The 19,860-nt window shown below is 70.6% G+C and carries 15 protein-coding genes and 4 pseudogenes; 13 read left to right on the top strand and 6 right to left on the bottom strand.

Annotated features, from left to right (window positions below; translation table 11 throughout):
* Window positions 1–15: 15 nt before the first annotated feature.
* Both RFN52_RS38935 and RFN52_RS38940 read right to left on the bottom strand, forming a co-directional pair.
* A complete protein-coding gene (locus RFN52_RS38935; protein WP_184853611.1) occupies window positions 16–2,646 on the bottom strand; it encodes a family 78 glycoside hydrolase catalytic domain in 2,631 nt (876 codons plus the stop codon).
* On the bottom strand, window positions 2,643–3,005 hold the full coding sequence (locus RFN52_RS38940; RefSeq protein ID WP_311241170.1) for an alpha/beta fold hydrolase: 363 nt from the start codon (window positions 3,003–3,005) through the stop codon (window positions 2,643–2,645). Before RFN52_RS38940 ends, RFN52_RS38935 begins: the two co-directional genes overlap by 4 nt.
* Here RFN52_RS38940 and RFN52_RS38945 point away from each other — a divergent pair.
* Window positions 2,987–3,222 (top strand): annotated as a pseudogene (locus tag RFN52_RS38945) (alpha/beta hydrolase); the annotation flags it as partial. The gene RFN52_RS38940 and the pseudogene RFN52_RS38945 sit on opposite strands and share 19 nt — an antisense overlap.
* An 83-nt stretch (window positions 3,223–3,305) precedes the next feature.
* Here RFN52_RS38945 and RFN52_RS38950 read toward each other — a convergent pair.
* Entirely contained in the window at window positions 3,306–4,289 is a 984-nt protein-coding gene (locus RFN52_RS38950) for a LacI family DNA-binding transcriptional regulator (protein WP_184853612.1), read from the bottom strand.
* Window positions 4,290–4,678: 389 nt separating this feature from the next.
* Here RFN52_RS38950 and RFN52_RS38955 point away from each other — a divergent pair.
* Window positions 4,679–5,041: pseudogene (locus RFN52_RS38955) on the top strand (alpha-L-rhamnosidase-related protein); the annotation flags it as partial.
* A gap of 145 nt (window positions 5,042–5,186) precedes the next feature.
* On the top strand, window positions 5,187–5,381 hold the full coding sequence (locus RFN52_RS38960; RefSeq protein WP_311241171.1) for an alpha-L-rhamnosidase C-terminal domain-containing protein: 195 nt from the start codon (window positions 5,187–5,189) through the stop codon (window positions 5,379–5,381).
* A gap of 113 nt (window positions 5,382–5,494) precedes the next feature.
* Here the strand turns inward: RFN52_RS38960 and RFN52_RS38965 are convergent, their stop codons facing one another.
* On the bottom strand, window positions 5,495–6,646 hold the full coding sequence (locus RFN52_RS38965) for a S1 family peptidase (RefSeq protein WP_184853613.1): 1,152 nt from the start codon (window positions 6,644–6,646) through the stop codon (window positions 5,495–5,497).
* Between the two features lie 870 nt (window positions 6,647–7,516).
* Between RFN52_RS38965 and RFN52_RS38970 the strand changes: the two genes are divergently transcribed.
* Window positions 7,517–7,726 carry a DUF2180 family protein gene (locus RFN52_RS38970; RefSeq protein ID WP_184853614.1) on the top strand — a complete coding sequence of 70 codons (210 nt, stop codon included), beginning with the start codon at window positions 7,517–7,519 and terminating at the stop codon, window positions 7,724–7,726.
* A gap of 475 nt (window positions 7,727–8,201) precedes the next feature.
* Window positions 8,202–9,002 (top strand): GntR family transcriptional regulator, encoded by an 801-nt coding sequence (locus tag RFN52_RS38975; RefSeq protein WP_184853615.1) that lies wholly within the window; start codon window positions 8,202–8,204, stop codon window positions 9,000–9,002.
* Window positions 9,003–9,127: 125 nt separating this feature from the next.
* Here the strand turns inward: RFN52_RS38975 and RFN52_RS38980 are convergent, their stop codons facing one another.
* On the bottom strand, window positions 9,128–9,886 hold the full coding sequence (locus RFN52_RS38980; RefSeq protein ID WP_311241172.1) for an IclR family transcriptional regulator: 759 nt from the start codon (window positions 9,884–9,886) through the stop codon (window positions 9,128–9,130).
* 97 nt (window positions 9,887–9,983) lie between these two features.
* On the opposite strand from RFN52_RS38980, the pseudogene RFN52_RS38985 reads away from it, so the two are divergent.
* The 6 genes and pseudogenes from RFN52_RS38985 to RFN52_RS39010 all read left to right on the top strand — a co-directional run.
* A pseudogene (locus RFN52_RS38985) lies at window positions 9,984–10,877 on the top strand (cupin domain-containing protein); the annotation flags it as partial.
* 199 nt (window positions 10,878–11,076) lie between these two features.
* Window positions 11,077–12,162 (top strand): S-(hydroxymethyl)mycothiol dehydrogenase, encoded by a 1,086-nt coding sequence (locus RFN52_RS38990; RefSeq protein WP_184853616.1) that lies wholly within the window; start codon window positions 11,077–11,079, stop codon window positions 12,160–12,162.
* Window positions 12,162–12,566, top strand: a pseudogene (locus RFN52_RS38995) (MBL fold metallo-hydrolase); the annotation flags it as partial. The gene RFN52_RS38990 and the pseudogene RFN52_RS38995, both read left to right, overlap by 1 nt.
* Before the next feature lie 175 nt (window positions 12,567–12,741).
* Entirely contained in the window at window positions 12,742–13,104 is a 363-nt protein-coding gene (locus RFN52_RS39000; RefSeq protein WP_062931108.1) for a bifunctional 3-phenylpropionate/cinnamic acid dioxygenase ferredoxin subunit, read from the top strand.
* Complete coding sequence (locus RFN52_RS39005; protein ID WP_184853617.1) at window positions 13,101–14,264, top strand: NAD(P)/FAD-dependent oxidoreductase; 1,164 nt, start codon at window positions 13,101–13,103, stop codon at window positions 14,262–14,264. Before RFN52_RS39000 ends, RFN52_RS39005 begins: the two co-directional genes overlap by 4 nt.
* A 92-nt stretch (window positions 14,265–14,356) precedes the next feature.
* A complete protein-coding gene (locus RFN52_RS39010) occupies window positions 14,357–15,487 on the top strand; it encodes an aromatic ring-hydroxylating oxygenase subunit alpha (RefSeq protein ID WP_184853618.1) in 1,131 nt (376 codons plus the stop codon).
* A gap of 85 nt (window positions 15,488–15,572) precedes the next feature.
* On the opposite strand, the gene RFN52_RS39015 is transcribed toward RFN52_RS39010, so the two are convergent.
* Window positions 15,573–16,319 (bottom strand): IclR family transcriptional regulator, encoded by a 747-nt coding sequence (locus RFN52_RS39015; RefSeq protein ID WP_184853619.1) that lies wholly within the window; start codon window positions 16,317–16,319, stop codon window positions 15,573–15,575.
* 209 nt (window positions 16,320–16,528) lie between these two features.
* On the opposite strand from RFN52_RS39015, the gene betA reads away from it, so the two are divergent.
* Window positions 16,529–18,190, top strand: a complete 1,662-nt coding sequence (gene betA / locus RFN52_RS39020) for a choline dehydrogenase (protein WP_184853620.1) — start codon at window positions 16,529–16,531, stop codon at window positions 18,188–18,190.
* A 196-nt stretch (window positions 18,191–18,386) separates the two neighbouring features.
* Window positions 18,387–19,856, top strand: a complete 1,470-nt coding sequence (locus RFN52_RS39025) for an aldehyde dehydrogenase family protein (protein ID WP_184854208.1) — start codon at window positions 18,387–18,389, stop codon at window positions 19,854–19,856.
* Window positions 19,857–19,860 lie beyond the last annotated feature (4 nt).

Raw genomic sequence — 19,860 nt, forward strand, 5'->3', positions numbered from 1 at the left:
CTCCTCCTCCCGCCGTCAGCCGCGCAGGACCAGGCGGTGGCGTCCGGACCCGAGGCCGGTGACCGGCTGCGCGGAATGCAGGCCCTCGGGCGGGAGGAACCGTCCGGTCGTGCCCGGCGGCAGCTCGGCGTCCACCGTGAGCGTGTCCCCCCTGACCGACCAGGCCACGGACACCGTTCCGTAGGGGGTGGCGATCGAGGCGCTCGCCGAGGTGAGCGCAGACCCGGGGCGTGGCGCGATCTCGATGGTGCGGTAGCCCGGCGAGGTCGCCCGCAGACCGGCGACGGAGCCGTAGAGCCAGGCGGCGACCGCGCCGTAGGCGTAGTGGTTGAACGACAGCATCGTCCCGGCCTTCTCGGTGTCGATGGTGCCGTCGGGCCGGATCGCGTCCCACCGCTCCCACATGGTGGTGGCGCCGCGCTCCACCTGATAGAGCCAGCCCGGACACTCGGTGTTGAGCAGCAGCCGGTACGCCTCCGCGGTGTGACCACTGCCGGACAGGGCCGGCAGGACGAAGGGGGTGCCGAGGAACCCGGTGGCGATACGCCCGTCGTTGGCACGGACCAGGGCGGCGAGGGACTCACCGACCGCGGCCCGTTCCGCGGCGGGCGCGATGCCGAATTCGAGCGCGAGCGCGCACCCGGTCTGGGTGGTGCGGGCGTGGCCGCCCCACTTCCGCCAGGCGGCCTCGGCGGTACGCCGGTGCAGCTCCGCGTACCGTTCGGCGTCGTCGGAACGGCCCAGTTCACGGGCCGCGTCGGCGAGCAGCCGGGCGCTGTGCGCGACGAAGGCGGTGGCCACGTAGGCGGAGTCGGTGGTGGCGCGCGCCGGGTCCTCCGGTGGGGCGGCCGGGTCCAGCCAGTCCCCGAGCTGCGCGTTGCCGCTCCAGGTCCCGTCGTCGTCGAGACGGCCGGCGGTGAAGTCGACCCAAGCGCGCATCGTGGCGTAGTGGCGGCCCAGCAGGCTGCGGTGGCCGTAGGCGTCGAACAGAGCGGTCGGTACGACGGTGGCCGCATCGCCCCAGCCCGCGGTGGTGCCCGCGAAGGGCAGGTCCATGGGAGGCAGTTCACCGAGGTCCACGTCGGGAATCACCAGCGGCACCGCGCCGTCCGGCCGTTGCTCGATGCCGAGGTCGGTGAGCCAGCTGTCGAGGAAGGACCGACTGTCGAACGTGGCGCAGGCCGTCGGGGCGAAGGCCATGATGTCGCCCGTCCAGCCGAGCCGTTCGTCGCGTTGCGGGCAGTCCGTGGGGACGGCGAGGAAGTTACCGCGCTGGGAGCGGACGACGTTGGCGTACAACGCGTTCACACGGTCGTCGGAGCAGTGGAACTCGCCGATGCGGCGCAGGTCGCCGGCCATGACGGCGACTTCGACGTGCTCGACGGTGACGCCCGGGGAGGCGTCGATCTCGGCGTGCCGGAAGCCGTGGAAGGTGAACTCCGGCTCCAGCTCGGCCGTGCCGCCGGACAGGGTGTACTCGTCGGTGGCCCGTGCGCCGCGCAGGATGCCGGTCAGCAGCCGGCCGTCGTCGTCGAGGACCTCGGCGTGCCGGACGGTGACCGTGCCGCCGGCCGGGCCGTCGGCGCGGAGCCGGAGCACGCCGGTGACGTTCTCGCCCGCGTCGACGGCGATCGTGCCGTCGGGCAGGGTGCTCAGCTCCGGCCGGATGACCTGGACGACCCGTACCGGCGGGTGGGCCCGCTGCGTCAGCCCGGCGGGCAGGGGCAGTACGGCGGCCCGCTCCCAGTCGCGGTCGTCGAAGCCGGGCAGCCGCCAGCCGTGCGGCTCCTGGCGGAGGTCGCGTGCGCAGCCGTCGTACAGGTCCGCCGCCAGCAGGCCGCCGTACCCGCCGCGCCACCGGTCGTCGGTGACGACGGTGACCGTGCCGCCGTCGGCGAGGGTGACTTCCAGCTGGGCGAGCAGTGCGGAGGTGTCGCCGTAGACGTCGCGGTTCTTGTGCCAGGTGAGATGGCCTCGGTACCAGCCGTCGCCGACGGCGGCGGACAGGGCGTTGCGGCCGGGGGAGAGCAGACCGGTGACGTCGTAGGTGGCGTAGAGGAGCCGGTTGGGGTAGCTGGTCCAGCCTGGTTCCAGGAGTTCGCCGGAGACGGGCCGGCCGTTGACGCCGGTGCGGTGGACGCCCAGCGAGGTGACGTACAGCCGGGCGGACACCGGCTCCGCCGGGAGGTCGAACTCCCGGCGGAGCAGCGGCACCGGGCCGGGGGAGGTGCGGCCCCGGTCACTGGGCACATGGACGGGGCGGGCCGTCCAGTCCCCGGCGTCGAGCAACGCGGCCTCCACCCGGGCGGGTTGGCTCCACTGCGTCCACCCGACGTCGGTGCGGACGCGGACGCGCCAGTGCCGGACCTCGCGGCTGCCCAGGGGCCCGGCCGGCCACGGGTGATCGGTCACCGCGCCGGACTCGACCTCGCCGCTGGACACCGCGCCGGTGAAGGACCGGTCGGCCGCCACCTGCACCTCGTAGGCGTGCTGCAGGACGCCCGGCCGGTCGCCGGTCAGTGACCATGACAGACGGGGTTCGGGAAGCGGGGTGGCGACGAGACCGGAGTCGTCCGCGGTGCGCAGTGCGGTGACCTTCGTCGCGGTGTCCGTCGTGGGGGATGCCTCGAAACTCGGGGTGGTCATGACTGCAGGTGCCTCCGGAGGAATCGCAGCGTGGACTGGTGCAGCGTGGTGCGGTGCGGGACCGTGCCCCAGGCGTGGTCCGCGCCCTCGACGATCTCGAGTTCGGCGATGCCGTCGTAGTGATCCAGGTAGCGGCGGCGTACGTAGGCCGGCGGGGCGATGTCGTCCTTGTCGCCGTGCAGGATCTGGACCGGTCCCCGGTAGGGCGCGGAACGCCCGTACACGTCGAGACCGGCGATGTCCTCAACGAGCGCGGGACTCATCCGGTGCCCGTCGGCATCGAAGTATCCCTTCTCTTCGATCTCCGCGGCCGGGCTGCGGCCCTTGAGGAAGCCGAGGGACCGGACGCTTGCCAGCACAGCGCGCGTTGGGTTCTGCGGAGACCTTCCGCGACGAGGACGTCACCTACGCGAGCCGTATCTGGCAGGCGGGCGGCACCGCCGAATGCACGTGTAGCCGGGCGGCTTCCACAGGTTCGACAGCCTGGTACCCGAAGCGGCCCTCTCCGTGGACGCCCGCGCCGCCAAACTGCGCTGGCTGCGCAGGCTCCTGGGAGAGTCGGCACAGGCCGAATGAGGCTCCCCCCCGGCGCGCCCTCTCACCCCGGGGGAGGAGCGGTTCACACCGGAGGAGGTCGGTTCACACCGGAGGAGGTCGGTTCACGCCGGAGGACGAGCGGTGGTCCGCCGCGGCACCAGCGTGGGTGACAGCTTGATCTGCACCGGGGACTTCAGGCGGTCGGCGATCCGCTCCACGAGGAGGCGCGCGGCGTTGGCGCCGATCTCGTGGCCCGACTGGTCGACGCTCGTGAGGGAGATCGGGCCGAAGGAGGCGAAGGTCGTGTTGTCGTAGCCGGCCACCGAGATGTCGTCCGGCACCGACACCCCGGCTTCGGCGAAGGCCTCCAGCACCCCCATGGCAACGATGTCCGCGCCGGCGAAGACGGCCGTGGGGCGGTTGGGCCGCGCGAGCAGCTGTCTGGCGCCCTCGTACCCGCCCTGCTGGGTGTAGCTGGTGGAGACGACGTCGATCTCCTCCGCGAGACCGTGGGCCCGCATGGCGCGCCGATAACCGTCGGCGCGCTGGGCGTTGGGCATCTCCTCGATGCGGGTCGGGTCGGTTTCGTGGTGCTCGATGTGGGCGATCCGGCGGTGTCCGAGGCCGGTGAGGTGACCGACGAGCACGGCCGCACCCGCCACGTCGTCGTCCGTCACGGTGTCGTAGACCGAGGAGTGCCCGTGGCGGCCGACCACGACGGTCGGCACGGCGGTGGCGATGTGCTCGAGACGGGCGCGCGACGACACGGGGGCGATCAGAACGATGCCGTCCATCCCACGGTCGATCATGGCCTCGGTGACACGTGCCTCCGCCTTCTCGTCATTGCACCCGCCGGGCCCCAGGAAGACCTGGTAGTCGGTGTCCGCGAGCCGGCCGGTGATCCCGTCGAGGATCTCGGGGAAGAACGGGTTGCGGATGTCGGGCAGCATCACGCCGATGGTGTACGTCTGGCCGCGCAGGCCCCGGGCGGCCGCGAGCGGCCGGTAGCCCAGTTCGTCGATCGTCCGGCGCACCTTCGCGCGCATCTCGGGGCTGGCTCCGTAGGCGTTGCGCAGCACCTTGGAGACCGCCGTCGTCGACTCCATGGCGGCGCCTCCCGGTGCGTGGGGAACGTTGCCGGTGAGTGTACGGATCGAGCCCCGGCTCGGTAAGGCGGCGGCGTGATCGTCCCGAGCCGGCGTCGGGGATCGGACCCTGATCGTTCGTCACAGGTGCGCAGCGTGCGCGGCATCTTGACGTCATGCGGGGCTGTCTCTAGGGTCTGGCAACACCTTGTGGGAAACGTTACCCACACAGCGGGGCCCGGGGCATCCGACCTCGGTCCCCGACCACATCCCCAGACGCGGAACCCGCCCGGCGGCCGTACGGCGCCGAGCAGACCGAACTCGATCGCGCCAGAGCTTGAAACGTTTCAAGGCGTGACGCCGACGCGTCCGAGTACCGCAGCCTCGCCGCCACCGTCAGGGACGTCCTTAACGACGCCTTCTATAACCCGGGGCTCGGCCGGTACACCGCCGTCGGCAGCCGGGGTGGTACCGGGGCGACGCAGGCCGCCCAGGCGCTCGCGCTGGACGAGGGCCTGGTTCCCGAGGGGCAACGCGGGAGGGTCCTGGACGCGCTGGTCGAACTCGTCCACGCCCACCGGCCGTTCGGGGGCGGCCCCCACTTCAGCGGGGGCACCATCGGCCTTGCCCCCATCGTCAGGGCCCTGCACGCGGGCGGCCGCGACGACGTCCTCTGGGACGTCCTCCAGGAGGACACCCGCCCCGGCTACGGCTACTTCATGGCCCCGACCACGGCCAATCCCCACGGCTTGACGACCGTCCCCGAACAGTGGGACATGGGCAATTCCAAGAACCACATGATCCTGCTGCAGATAGAGGAATGGTTCCACAGCGGTCTGGTCGGCATCCGCCAGGCACCGGGCAAGGCCGGTTACCGCGAGCTGGTGATCGACCCCCGTCCGGTCGGCGGGCTCACCCGTGCCGAGGGCAGCTACCACACCCCCGTACGGCGTGGTGTCCGCCCGGTGGGTCCGCGAGAAGGGCCGGTTCCGGCTCGACGTCGGGCTCCCGCCCAACACCACGGCACAGGTCCGGGTACCCACCGCCGGACGCACCCAAGTGACCGGGGACGGCGCCGTGTTCCAGGGCATACGGGGCGACCGTGCCACCTAGGGCGTGGCCTCGGGGCGGCACGGATTCGTCGGCTACGACGGCGAAGGCCGATGATGCGGGGGACGTGCTGTCCGCCGGACAGCACGTCCCCCGCACGGTGTGCCGCTCAGTGGTCAGGCGGTGTGCAGCCGAAGCCCGTACCTGTTGAGGATCTCGTTGACGGGCTGGTGCCAGGTCTCGCCGCCGCTGCTGCAGTTGCCCCAGCCGCCGGAGGTGACCCCCTGGGCCTGGTCGCCGCTGATGAAGGAGCCGCCGGAGTCACCGGGTTGGGCGCAGACGCTGGTCTTGGTCATCTGGTGGACGGCACCCTGGCTGTAGTTCACCGTCTCGTTCTTCGCCAGGACGGTGCCGCAGTGCCAGTGGGTGGTGGAGCCCGAACGGCAGACGGAGGCTCCCACCGGGGCCTCGGCGGAGCCGCGGACGAGCCGGTCGGGAACGGTGCCCCAGCCGAGCACCACCGGTACGGTCCACCAGCCGCTGCCCACGTTCACCCACGCGTAGTCGTTGCCAGGGAACGACGACCCCTGGAAGTTGCCGATGTAGGACCGGTCCCAGCCGTACACGGCCGCGCTCGGCGAGCCGCAGTGCCCGGCGGTGACGAAGCCGCCGTGCACGGAGAAGCCAATGGAGCAGCGGACGTTGCCGGTGTAGTAGGGGTCACCGCCCACGGTGCCGGCGGCGAAGGTACGCGGCGCGGCGGGAGTCTGCCGCACCGCCACGGGACCCGCCTCACGGGCCCGGGCCAGAAAGGCCCGGACATCGTTGTCGTCCCGGTTCCCGGCGACGACGTTGACGACGACCTTGTTGGCCTGCGGATCCACGTGCCAACTGCCCACGCCGGCAGGCGCGGACAGCGCGTCGATCCTCTTCATGGCCGCGTCGAGCTGCCGCGCGTCGTACCGCACGAGGCGTACGGCCGCTCCGGTCGCGCGTACGGCCTCGGCCCGCGCGGCCCGTGTGACGGCGACAGTGAGTTCGCCGCGGCCGGCGTCGAACCACGAGCCGCCGTAGGAAGAACCGGCGGCGCTGCGGGCCTCGCGTTCGACGGCTGCCGCGGCTTTCTCGGCGGCCAGGCGTGCCTCGGCCTCGTCCCGGGTCAGCCCCAAGTCGCGCTGCATCGCGGACAGGAGAGCGGGGGAGGCGGGTGCTTGGGTGGAGCGTGCGGGAGTGTCCGCCGCCGAAGCGGGCAGGGCGCCCGCGGCGGTCCAGGTGCCGAGCAGGAGGAGCGCGGACAGTGCGGTACGCAGAGCTGTGGTGCGTCTCAAGGGATGCCCCTTCGTTGTTCCAGCAGAGTGGGGTGGAACAGCAGAGCCTGAGAGCGCTCTCGTGGTGCGCGCGGCAGAGCCTAACCACCGATCGCGGAAAGGTCTATGCCATGTTTTCGGTCGTTCGGGAAGCCGATCGTGCGTGTCGACTCGGAAGCTGCATACACATACGGGTGGGACGGCTGCATCCTCCTTAGTGAGGGACGGCACCCGGGTGAAGTTCTTATGTGCATACACTTTCAGCGTATGCTTCCGGTGAGGTAGGCCGACAACCCTGACGCGGCGGTGAAGAACCCATGCCCGCCGACTATGCGTGCCAGCACGCGGCCGAACGTGCCGCAGAAAGCGCCGACTTGCTGCGTGTCTTCCTTCGGTCCGGCCGGCCGGGCGAGGGAGGGGCGGCGGTGGGCTTCGACGACTGGCCGATGGGCGCATCGGCCCTGCTCGTCATCCTCTCCGGTCTCCGGGCCGGCACCCCTGGCGAGTTGGCGCAGTGGCACGCCCGCATCGGCGACCGGGTCCGCGAAGCCGTCGGACCGTACGTTCCCGGGGCGGACGGAGAGCACGCACCGAACAGCATGAGGCCATGCCGGTGTGCGTGAAGTGTCCAAGCCCCGCTCGCCACTGTGACGTTGCATGCCGACGTTCAACGGGCGACTCCGCCTGAACAGCGAAAACCAACTGGCAGTCAGGTCGAGCTGCTTCACCGCATCGCGCACTGGGCATGCAGTCACGACCAAGTCTCAGTCTTGACAAAGTCTAAAGTGGAGTCTACTTTTCAAGTCCTTGAGTGGGTGTGCGTGGCCTGGGTGGGTTTATTCATTTTTGGTTGGCCTCCACATCCGGCCCCTGCTGAGATCGGAGTTGGACATGAGGTGCTACGACTGCCTCCAGGAGGCGCGCAGCGACACCACGGGCATCGGTGTGTGTTCGCGCTGCGGCTTGGCCGCCTGCGAGAACCACGCCCGCGTACGTCAGGCACAGGTCGCCCGCCAGGTCGGCATGGGTGCTTCGTACGGCCGTATCCCGGCACGCAGGGTGGTGTGCCACACCTGCGACATGGCCGAGACGGCGCACTGACCGCACAGCGCGCTTGTCGCGCCCGCATCACCGGTCGCCGAATGCGCGTTGTCCGTCCGAGAAGGCGTTCTCGGCCTGCTCGGACGTCGTTCCTGATCACTGGCGCACCGGGCCGTCGCCACTGCTGAGGCCACGGCCCGGTGCGCCATGCTGGAGGCACGACCGCGGACGAGCGGATGCTGTAGGGGTCGGGCTCGTTCCAGCTCGGCGGCAGCCGCCTCAAGAGATCAGGCCTTCCGCAGGGCGCTGAAGAGGCCGGCGTTCCTCCCGTTCGGCGTGGGACAGGGCATCGCCCTCGTCCTGGAGCGATGAGCGCCAGGGCCCATGGCACGGCCAGGCGCCAGGCTCACCGGCTCCTACAGGTGGATACAGTCATTCCCCGTCCGAAGCGGGCCGATGACAGACACATCAGCTCTCACCCTGGAGTTGCCGGGCGTCTCTGCATCGGCTGCATACACCTGGGTAGACTCCCGGCGTGAGCAGGAGCAGAAGCGAGTCCCCTCAGGAACAGCGGCCGGCCGGCGACGAGACCGAGGCGCAGGCCGGGGCGCCGTCGGGTGAGGGCCCCGCGGCCGCCGCGGGCGGGCGCCGCCTGGCTCTCGACGTCCATGGACGGCTGCGCGCCATGATCCTCAACGGCGAGTTGCCTCCGGGATCGGTGCTGCTCCAGGCCGAGATGGCACGCAAGCTGGGTGTCAGCCGCACACCCATGCGCGAGGCGTTCCGGCTGCTCCAGGAAGAAGGGCTCATCGACGCGCGCCCCGACCAGCGCGCCCGGGTGCGGTCGGTGGACCCCGAGGACCTGGACGCCGTCTACGGGGCCCGCATCATGCTCGAAACGCTCGCGGTGAGCATGACGGCCAAGTCGTTCACGGCCGAGGACATCGAGCGCATGAGCGACGCCCTGAAGCGGATGCGGGGCCTGACGGTCGACGACCAGCCGGAGGAGTGGCACGCGGCCCACCACGAGTTCCACAGCATCGCCACCCAGGCCGTCGAGCCTCACCTGCAGCGCATGATCGCCTCGCTCGGCGAACACAGCGAGCGCTACATCCGCCTGGCTCAGCTGGGCGCGCCCGCCTCATGGAGCAAGGCGTACGCGGAGCACGAGGCACTCCTCGATGCACTGCGGAGCAGCGATCCGGCCGAAGCCGCACGCGTGGTCGCCCGTCATCTGGCGCGCACGGCTCTGAGTGTGCTGGCGGACATCGCCCCCGAACACGAACCCGCGGCCACCCGCACCGCCCTGGCCATCGCGGGCAACGGCGGGCAGTGACGCCAGGCGGCGGCCGCAGGGCACCCCATCGACCCGGCGGGCCCTGAAGCATCCAGCCACCCGTCCCACCGTGGGCGGTGGCTACGCCGTAGTCATGAGGCCCCCGCCCCGTCGCCCTGTGACGGTCACAGTTGATGGCCGATGTCCCGCGCCGCCGGCAGCAGCGGAGAGGCCAGCCGGTTCAGCCGGCCCTTCGGGTAGCGGGCGGACGGTGCAGCCACGGCGACGGCGGCCACGGCCCTACTCGTGCGATCGCGGACGCACGCACCGACCGCGTTCACACCCCGCTCGCTCTCCTGGAGGTTGAGGGCCCAGCCGGCGCGGCGGACCGTCGTCAGCTCGGCCACCAGACGCTGGACGTCCTCCGGCGCTTTGGATTTTCCCCCGGGGAGTCCGTTCGGGTAGAGCATCCGGAGTCGCTCCGGCGGCAGCTCGGCGAGCAGCGCCTTGCCGCCCGAGGTCACGTGGGCGGGCAGGAGCGCGCCCGTGCGATGGGTCACGCGCAGCGCCTGCGGGCCTTCCACTCCGTCCAGGAACCGGGTGGCGTTGCCCTCCAGCACCGTCAGGTGAGTGGTCTCGCGGACGATGTCCGCCAGGCGTTGCAGATGGGGGCGGGCGAGGGTGATCAGGTCCGGCGGCGGGGCGGCCCGACTGCCTCTGATCGCCCGCAGGGCAGGTCCCGGCCGGTAGACCTTGTGGCGGTCCTGCTCCGTGAACCCCTCGAACACGAGCATCGCCAGGATGCGGTGCGCCGTCGACCGTGCGACGCCCAGCCTTGCGGCGACCTCCAGCACGCGCAGTTCGTCGTGCTCGTGCAGCAACCGCACGACGCGCAGCGCGTTGCCGGCCGCACTCACGGGATACGAAGGCTCGGGATTCTGCACAGAAGAATTCTCTTCCTCGGAGATTCCACTCAGTGAAACCGCGGCGTAAGGTCGACCATCGACAGGCAAACTGTACACACTTTGATCGAGCTGCTCCATGTGTGCCCTGGAGGTTGCAGTGACCGATGCAGCCGACGACCTGATCGAGCGGAAAATGCTCGACGATCTGTATGCAGACTTCGAGGATGCGGGTCTGATCCCCCTGTGGACTCAGCTGGACGGCCTCATGCCGGCGACACCGCAGCCGGCCGCCGTCCCGCATCTGTGGCGGTAGGAGCGGCTGCTGCCGATCGCGGAGCGCTCCGGGCGGCTGGTGCCGGTCGGGCGGGGTGGTGAGCGACGGGCCATGGCGCTGTCCAACCCGGGACTGCCCGGGCTGCCGTACGCCACTCCCACGCTCTGGGCCGCGATCCAGTACCTCGGCCCGCGCGAGGTCGCCCCCTCGCACCGGCACAGTCAGGGGGCCTTCCGGTTCGTCCTGGACGGCGAGGGCATGTGGACGAACGTCGACGGGGACGCGGTGGCGATGCGCCGCGGTGATCTGCTGCTGACACCGAGCTGGGCCTTCCACGAGCACCAGAACGTCACCGACGAGCCGATGACCTGGATCGACGGTCTCGACATCCCCCTGGTCGCCCAACTCGACGCGGGCTTCTTCGAGTTCGGCCCGGACGAGCTGTCCACCACCGCCACGCCCGAGCGTTCACGCGCTGAGCGGCTGTGGGCCCACCCCGGACTGCGTCCGATCAGCCGGCCCGACCGGCCCAACTCCCCGCTGGCCGCCTACCGCTGGGAACACACCGACGCCGCACTCACGGCCCAGCTGGAGCTGGAGGTGGAAGGGATCGCCGGAGTGCTTGAGCCGGGCCACGCCGGAGTCCGCTTCTCGAACCCCACCACCGGCAAAGACGCCCTGGTCACGATCCGCACCGAGATGCGCCGGCTCCGGGCGGGAACGAGGACCACTCCGCTGCGCTCGGTCGGCTCGGCGGCGGTGTGGTGCCGGCCGACGCCGTGGCGGACTCGCAGCCGGCGAGCTGAGCATCCGCCGGGTCGGTCCGGTACCGGTCGACCCCTTGACCCCCGGTGTCCTCCTCCCCGATGCTCAGTTGCGTATAGCGGTGCGTGTATCTGATGAGGCAACTCACGAAGCAGCGCACCCGCGGACTTTCCCGTCTGAGGAGCAGCTCATGGCTCACGAGGTACGTGCCGTCGTCGCCCGGAAGAAGGGCGCCCCGGTTTCCGTCGAGACGATCGTCGTCCCCGATCCCGGCCCGGGTGAGGCACTGGTCAAGGTCGAGGCGTGCGGCGTCTGCCACACCGACCTCCACTACCGCGAGGGCGGGATCAACGACGAGTTCCCCTTCCTTCTGGGACACGAGGCGGCCGGTCGCGTGGAGGCGGTGGGGGAGGGGGTCACCGGCATCGAGCCCGGCGACTTCGTCATCCTCAACTGGCGTGCCGTGTGCGGCCAGTGCCGGGCGTGCAGCAAGGGCAAGCCCTGGTACTGCTTCGCCACCCACAACGCGACGCAGCCGATGACACTGCTCGACGGCACCCCGCTCTCGCCCGCCCTCGGCATCGGTGCCTTCGCGGAGAAGACGCTGGTCGCCGCCGGACAGTGCACCAAGGTGGACCCGGCGGCCCCGGCGGCGGCGGCCGGGCTGCTCGGATGCGGTGTCATGGCGGGCTTCGGCGCCGCCGTCAACACCGGCGCCGTCGGGCGGGGGGACACCGTCGCCGTCATCGGCTGCGGCGGTGTCGGCATGGCCGCCGTCGCGGGCGCCCGGCTCGCCGGCGCGTCCAAGGTCATCGCCGTCGACATCGACCAGCGCAAGCTGGACCGTGCCATGACCATGGGGGCCACCCACACCGTCGACGGCGCCAAGGGCAACGTGGTGGAGGCGGTGCGCGAACTCACCGGCGGCTTCGGCGCCGATGTCGTCGTCGAGGCCGTCGGCCGCCCGGAGACGTACCAGCAGGCCTTCTACGCCCGGGACCTGGCCGGCACCGTCGTGCTGGTCGGCGTGCCCACCCCGGAGATGAAGGTGGAACTGCCCCTGCTCGACGTCTTCGGCCGCGGCGGCGCGCTGAAGTCCAGCTGGTACGGCGACTGCCTGCCCTCGCGCGACTTCCCGGCCCTCATCGACCTGTACCTGGGCGGCCGGTTCGACCTCGACGCGTTCGTCACCGAGACCATCGGCCTGGGCGACGTGGAGGAGGCCTTCGAGAAGATGCACGGCGGCGACGTGCTGCGCTCCGTGGTGGTGCTGTGATGGCCGGCGCACCGCGCATCGAACACCTCGTCACGAGCGGCACGTTCAGTCTCGACGGCGGCACCTGGGACGTCGACAACAACGTCTGGATCGTCGGTGACGACGACGAGGTGGTCGTCATCGACGCGGCGCACGACTCCGACGCCGTCCTGGAGGCCGTCGGTGACCGCCGCCTGTCCGCCGTCGTGTGCACCCACGCCCACGACGACCATGTGCGCGCCGCACCGGACGTCGCTCTCGCCACCGGCGCGCGCGTCCTGCTGCACCCGGACGACCAGGTCCTGTGGAAGACGGTGCACCCGAACCGACGCCCCGACGGCCCCCTCGCCGACGGCGACGAACTCGTCGTCGCGGGCATCGGACTGCGCGTCCTCCACACCCCCGGGCACGCGCCCGGGGCCGTGTTCTGAGGGGTGTCCAGCTCTGACCTGCGTTTCTTATAGCGCAGGGCGTTTCGCATCGCGCAACGAAAAATAGGGGTGCCGAGCGGCCCGTGAACTCCTTGACAAGGGTTTGTGGGCGACCCCAAACTGACGTTGCGTTCACCGCAATCCGTTTCGCTATACGCACCGAGGTGTCATGATGATTCCCGCGTGCCGTCTCGTGGATCTGCCCCGAGGCGAGGCCCACAGGCTCGACATCGACCCGCCGGTCTCGGTGTTCCACACCGACGACGGCGAACTCTTCGCCATCGACGACACATGCACCCACCAGGACGCCTCGCTCGCCGACGGCTGGCTGGAGGGCTGTGAGGTCGAATGCCCGCTGCACGCCTCGAAGTTCAACCTCAAGACCGGAGCCGTCGACGCCCCGCCGGCCAAGCTCCCGGTGCGCACGCACGAGGTCTTCGTCGAGGACGGCATGATCTACGTCCGGCTGTCCACGGCAGCCCCGAACCTGCCTCCCTGCATCGCCGCCCGGCTCGCCGGGGGCGTCGCGTGAGGACGGTGGCCGTGGTGGGCGCGTCGCTGGCCGGTCTGTCAGCGGCGCGCTCCTTGCGAAAGCAGGGGTACGACGGACGGCTGGTCGTCATAGGCGACGAACTCCACCGCCCGTACGACAGGCCGCCCCTGTCCAAGGAGTTCCTGGCCGGCGGCATCGGCGAAGCCGATCTCGCACTGGAGCCGGACGACGAGGACCTGCAAGCGGAGTGGCTGCTCGGCGCCCGCGCCGCCGGACTCGACACCACACCCCGCGCCGTGCGGCTCACCGACGGCCGGGAGGTGAGAGCCGACGGCATCGTCATCGCCACCGGCGCTTCCGCCCGGACCCTGCCCGGCATGGACGGCCTGGCCGGTGTGCACACCCTGCGCACCCTGGACGACGCCCGCGCCCTGCGGGACGAACTGGCCGGGGGCGGACGCCTGGTCGTGATCGGCGGCGGCTTCATCGGGGCCGAGGTCGCCTCCACCGCCCGCGCGCTCGGCCTCGACGTGACCATCGTCGAGGCTGCGCCCACCCCTCTGGCAGGGCCGCTCGGCGCGACCATGGGCGGCATCGTCTCCGCCCTCCACGCCGACCACGGCGTGCGCCTGTTGTGCGGCGTCGGCGTCAAGGGGCTGAGCGGCGAGACCCGCGTCGACGCCGTCCTGATGGAGGACGGCCGCAGCATCCCCGCCGACATCGTCGTCGTGGGCGTCGGGGCCCGCCCCTGCGTGGACTGGCTGGCAGGCTCCGGTGTCGAACTCGACGACGGCGTCAAGTGCGGCGCGGACGGCCGTACCAGCCTGGCCGGGGTGGTCGCGGTCGGCGACTGCGCCTCCTGGTACGACCCGCGCGCGGGCATCCACCGCCGCGTCGAGCACTGGACGGGCGCCCGGGAGCGCCCCGACGCGGCCGTGGCCGCCCTGCTCTCCTGGGGCGAGTCCGAACCGGGCGTACCGAGGCCGCCGTACTTCTGGTCCGACCAGTACGGCGTGAAGATCCAGTTCGCCGGCAACGCGTCCCGTGCCGACAACGTCACCATCGAGGAAGGCGCCGCGGACGACCGTAACGTCCTGGCCGTCTACCGGCGGGCCGGACACCCGGTCGCCGTCCTCGGGATGAACCAGCCCCGGCTGTTCATGCGCTGGCGCAAGCAGCTCGCGGCCAACACGCCCTGAGAAGGGCGCTGCTCCTTGATTCGACGACGTCCGGTGTAGCTCGTCCCGGCGCGTGCATGCCCGACCCACGACGTTTCCCCGAGGAGTGCACTGTGACCTCGACCGGCCTGCCGGAAAGTCTCATCGCCACCCTGCCCGGCTCCGCCTACACGGACCCCGGGGTCTTCGCCCAGGAGCAGGAACACATCTTCGAGGCCATGTGGTTCTGCGCCGTGCGCTCCGCCGACCTCGCCGGCCCCGGGGCGTTCCGGACCGTGCAGGTCGGCCGCGAGAGCATCCTCATCACCCGTGCACGCGACCGGACCGTACGCGCCTTCTTCAACGTCTGCCGGCACCGCGGGGCCAAGCTCTGCACGGCGGAGAGCGGAGAGGTCAAGCGCGCCTTCCAATGCCCCTACCACGCCTGGACGTACGACCTGACGGGCAAGCTCGTCGCGGCGCCCAACCTCACGAAAATGCCCGACGTCAGCCGCACCGAGTACGGCCTGGCAACCGTGGCGACGCGCGAATGGCTCGGCTACGTGTGGGTGTGCCTCGCCGAGAACCCGCCCCCCTTCGACGAGGTCGTCCAGGACGTGGTCGCGCGTCTCGGCGACACGGAGTCGATCGAGCACTACGGCATCGACGACCTCGACATCGGAAGACGGATCGTCTACGACGTCCGGGCGAACTGGAAGCTCATCGTCGAGAACTTCATGGAGTGCTACCACTGCGCGACGATCCACCCCGAACTCACCGAGGTGCTGCCCGAGTTCGCCGACGGCTACGCCGCCCAGTACTACGTGGGACACGGCGCGGAGTTCGGCGCGGACGTCAAGGGCTTCACCGTCGACGGCTCGGAGGGCCTCGACCGCATCCCGGGCGTCACCGAGGAACAGGACCGCCGCTACTACGCGATCACCGTCCGCCCGCAGGTGTTCATCAACCTCGTGCCCGACCACGTGATATTCCACCGGATGTACCCGGTCGCCGCGGACCGCACCATCGTCGAGTGCGACTGGCTCTACCTCAAGCACGTCGTCGAGAGCGGCAAGGACGTCAGCCGGTCGGTGGAGCTCTTCGACCGGGTCAACCGGCAGGACTTCGACGCCTGCGAGCGCTGCCAGCCCGCGATGAGCTCCCGGCTGTACGCCAAGGGCGGGGTCCTCGTGCCCAGCGAGCACCACATCGGCGAGTTCCACACCTTCGTCCAGGAGCGCCTGGGCGCGGGGCGGCCGCAGTAACGGCGGCTCCCGGCGTCCCGGCTCCGGGCCTGCGGCGTCCCGGCCCCCGCCGCGAGGGGCGGCCGGCGCAGGCGGCGCGGCAGGCTCAGCCCAGGTAGCCCATCCGATGGCTGATCTCGTCCGCGCCCTTGACCAGCACCGGAGCGAGGTCGTGCATCCGGTCCTCGGTGAGCCGGTACGCCGGTCCGGAAGCGCTGATCGCCGCGATGACCTCGCCGTCCCGGTTGCGGACCGGGGCGGCCATGGCGTGCAGCCCCGCCTCGAACTCCTCCAGCGTCCAGGAGTAGCCGCGCTCCAGAGCCTCGGCCAGGTTCTTCTCCAGCTTCGTCTTCGCGGTCAGGGTGCGGGGCGTCATCTTCTTCAGGCCCGCGTCCGACAGCAGCGCGGTACGCTCCTTCGCCGGCATGTGGGCCAGCAGGATCTTGCCACTGGAAGTGGCGTGCAACGGCGTCAGCTGGCCGACCCAGTTGAACGCCGTCACGGCGCCCGGACCGCGCACCTGGTACAGGTTGATCGCGTACTTCTCCTGCATCACGGCGAGGTTCACCGTCTCGCCGATCTCCTCGGCGAGACGCTCGCAGACCGGGCGGCTCTGCTGGGTGATGTCGATGCGTCCGGTGACCGCGCCGGCGAGACGGACGATGCCGAAACCGAGGCGGTACTTGCCGCGCTCGCCCGCCTGTTCCACCAGGCCGCGCACCTCCAGGGCGCCCAGCAGCCGGAACGCGGTGGACTTGTGGACGTCGATCTCGGCGGCTACCTCGCTGACGCCGGCCTCGCCGCGCCGGGCCAGGATCTCCAGCACGGTGATGGCCCGGTCGACCGACTGCACCCCACCGGTCGGCGCACTTGTCGTTTCGGTATCTGGATGGTAGTTGCTCACAACGCAACTATACGGGCGATTAACATAGCCGACAGCGGTGCAGGTCACGGGCTTGTTCCGAGAAAACTGAAGTTGCGTTGTCCGCAACCTGGTGCGCATAGAGATACAGGTACTAGCATGCCGCGCAATTCTCTACGGCGCGAGCGAGACGAGGCCTCATGGCTGACTTGCAGTACGACTTCGTCATCGTCGGTGGTGGATCGGCCGGCAGTGCACTGGCCAACCGGCTCTCCGAGGATCCGGGCAACCGGGTCCTGGTTCTGGAGGCGGGCAGACCCGACTACCCATGGGACGTCTTCATCCACATGCCCGCGGCACTGACCTACCCCATCGGCAGCCGCTTCTACGACTGGAAGTACGAGTCCGAACCCGAGCCCCACATGGGCGGCCGGCGCGTCTACCACGCACGCGGCAAGGTCCTGGGCGGTTCCAGCAGCATCAACGGCATGATCTTCCAGCGCGGCAACCCCATGGACTACGAGCGCTGGGCGGCCGACCCCGGAATGGAGAACTGGGACTACGCGCACTGTCTGCCGTACTTCCGGCGGATGGAGAACTGCCTGGCCGCCGACCCGGACGACGAGTTCCGGGGCCACGACGGCCCTCTCGTCCTCGAACGGGGTCCCGGGACCAACCCGCTCTTCGAGGCCTTCCTCAAGGCCACCGAGGAGGCGGGACACGCCCCCACCGGCGATGTGAACGGCTATCGGCAGGAAGGTTTCGCCAGGTTCGACCGCAATGTCCACCGCGGGCGCCGGCTGTCGGCCGCGAAGGCCTACCTCAAGCCCGTCCGGAAGCGGCCCAACCTCACCGTCACCACGCGTGCCCTGGTCACCCGCGTCCTCTTCGAGGGCAAGCGGGCCGTCGGCGTCGAGTACCGGCGCGGTCGCGGCAGGCCCCAGCGGGTGCGGGCCGGTGAGGTCATCCTCTGCGGAGGCGCGATCAACTCCCCGCAACTCCTCCAGCTCTCCGGCGTCGGCAACGCCAAGGAACTCGCGGCGCTCGGCGTGGACGTCGTACACGATCTGCCGGGCGTCGGCGAGAACCTCCAGGACCACTTGGAGGTGTACATCCAGTACGGCTGCAAGCAGCCCGTCTCCATGCAGCCGTACCTCGCGAAGTGGCGGGCCCCCTTCATCGGCCTGCAGTGGCTCTTCCGCACGGGCCCGGCCGCGACCAACCACTTCGAGGCGGGCGGCTTCGTCCGCGGCAACGACGACGTGGACTACCCCAACCTGATGTTCCACTTCCTGCCCATCGCGGTCCGCTACGACGGCTCCGTGCCGGCCGGCGGACACGGCTACCAGGTGCACGTCGGGCCCATGTACTCCGACGCCATCGGCTCGGTGAAGATCAAGAGCAAGGACCCCGCCGAGCACCCCGCGTTGCGCTTCAACTACCTCTCCACCGACCAGGACCGCCGTGAGTGGGTCGAGGCCGTCAGGGTCGCGCGCCGGTTGCTGAACCAGCCCGCCATGGCCCCGTACAACGCCGGGGAGATCTCGCCCGGCCCGGCCGTGGAGAGCGACGAGGAGATCCTCGCCTGGGTCGCCAAGGACGCCGAGACCGCGCTGCATCCGTCCTGCACCTGCAAGATGGGCACCGACGAGATGTCCGTCGTGGACCCGGCGGACCTGCGCGTGCACGGCGTGGAGGGACTGCGGGTCGTCGACGCTTCCGTCATGCCTTACATCACCAACGGCAACATCTACGCGCCGGTGATGATGATCGCCGAGAAGGCCGCCGATCTCATCCTCGGAAAGGAGCCGCTGCCACCGTCCCGCGCCGCCTACTACCGGCACCGTGAAGCATCCGCGTAACCCAGTGTTTTCAGACAGCCGACCGGCCCGGAAACCCGGCGTTCCGGGCCGGTCGGCGTCGGGTTCTGAGGGTTGCCTCCTTGGTCAAACCGTCATCGGCCAACCCCTTGACGTGGGATCCCGCCTTATCCAGAGTGTTCCACCACAAGCAATGCGATGCGTGATGCGCAACGCGATTCGCTCGAAGGGCCCCGACGTGGCAGACCTGTACGTGGACGGCAAATGGCGGGATCCCGTGGCCGGAGGCCGCCGGGACATCCGCTGCCCGGCAGACGGCACACTCTCCGTGACCGTGTCGGAAGGCACCCGCCCCGACACCGAGGCGGCCATCGCCGCGGCCCGCCGGGCCTTCGACGAGGGGCCCTGGCCGCGCACCCCCGAGCGCGAGCGCAGCGCGCTCCTGCTGCGCACCGCCGACATCCTCGAACGCGACGCCGACGCGTTGGCCCGCGCCGAATCACTGGACACCGGCAAGCGGCTCGTGGAGAGCGAGTACGACATCGCCGACGTCGTCTCCTGCTTCCGCTACTACGGAGGGCTCGGCGGCACCGACGCCGGCCGGGTGATCGACACCGGCCGCGACGACGCCGTCAGCCGCGTCGTGTACGAGCCGATCGGCGTCTGCGCACTGATCACCCCCTGGAACTACCCGCTGCTCCAGGCGAGCTGGAAGGTCGCCCCGGCCCTCCTCGCGGGCAACACGATCGTCCTCAAGCCCAGCGAACTCACCCCCTCCACCTCGATCCTGCTGATGAGGGCCCTGGCGGAGGCCGGACTTCCGGAGGGCGCCGCCAATCTCGTCCTGGGAGCCGGGCCCGAGGTGGGAGCACCGCTCGCCGAGGACCCCGCCGTCGACATGGTCTCCTTCACCGGCGGCCTGGACACCGGCAGACGCATCATGGCCACCGCCGCCGCGACCGTGAAGAAGGTCGCGCTGGAGCTCGGCGGCAAGAACCCCAACGTCGTCTTCGCCGACGCCGACTTCGAGACGGCCGTGGACTTCGCGCTCACGGCCGTCTTCCTGCATTCGGGCCAGGTCTGCTCGGCCGGCGCCCGGCTGATCGTCGAGGACGCGCTGCACGACCGGTTCGTCGACGAGGTGGTCCGCCGCGCCCGGCGGATCCGTCTCGGCGGCCCCTTCGACCCGCAGGCCGACACCGGCCCGCTGATCTCCGCCCAGCACCTGGCGAAGGTCGAGGCGTACGTCGCGGCCGGACTCGCGGAGGGTGCCGTCCTGCGCTGCGGCGGCGAACGCCCCGCCGACCCGGCCCTGGCAAACGGCCACTACTACCCGCCGACCGTCCTCGACGCGTGCGGTCAGGACATGCGCGTGGTGCACGAGGAGTCCTTCGGGCCCGTCCTCACCGTGGAGCGCTTCACCGACGAGGACGACGCCGTACGCATCGCCAACGACACCGAGTACGGACTCGCCGGCGCCGTCTGGACGCAGGACGCAGGCAAGGCCCAGCGGGTCGCCCGCCGGCTGCGCCACGGCACGGTGTGGATCAACGACTACCACCCCTATGTGCCGCAGGCGGAATGGGGCGGGTTCGGGCATTCCGGCGTGGGCCGGGAGCTGGGACCGACGGGCCTGGACGAGTACCGGGAGCCCAAACACATCTGGCAGAACATCCAACCCAGGCCGCAGCACTGGTTCCGCGGCTGAACGC

It is taken from the genome of Streptomyces collinus, assembly GCF_031348265.1.
GTDB classification, from domain to species: domain Bacteria; phylum Actinomycetota; class Actinomycetes; order Streptomycetales; family Streptomycetaceae; genus Streptomyces; species Streptomyces collinus.

Excerpts from the sequence above, each read along its gene's own strand:
- RFN52_RS38935 (WP_184853611.1), bottom strand. The coding sequence starts at position 2,646 with ATGACCACCCCGAGTTTCGAGGCATCCCCCACGACGGACACCGCGACG.
- RFN52_RS38950 (WP_184853612.1), bottom strand. The coding sequence starts at position 4,289 with ATGGAGTCGACGACGGCGGTCTCCAAGGTGCTGCGCAACGCCTACGGA.
- RFN52_RS38970 (WP_184853614.1), top strand. The coding sequence starts at position 7,517 with ATGAGGTGCTACGACTGCCTCCAGGAGGCGCGCAGCGACACCACGGGC.
- RFN52_RS38990 (WP_184853616.1), top strand. The coding sequence starts at position 11,077 with ATGGCTCACGAGGTACGTGCCGTCGTCGCCCGGAAGAAGGGCGCCCCG.
- RFN52_RS39000 (WP_062931108.1), top strand. The coding sequence starts at position 12,742 with ATGATGATTCCCGCGTGCCGTCTCGTGGATCTGCCCCGAGGCGAGGCC.
- betA (WP_184853620.1), top strand. The coding sequence starts at position 16,529 with ATGGCTGACTTGCAGTACGACTTCGTCATCGTCGGTGGTGGATCGGCC.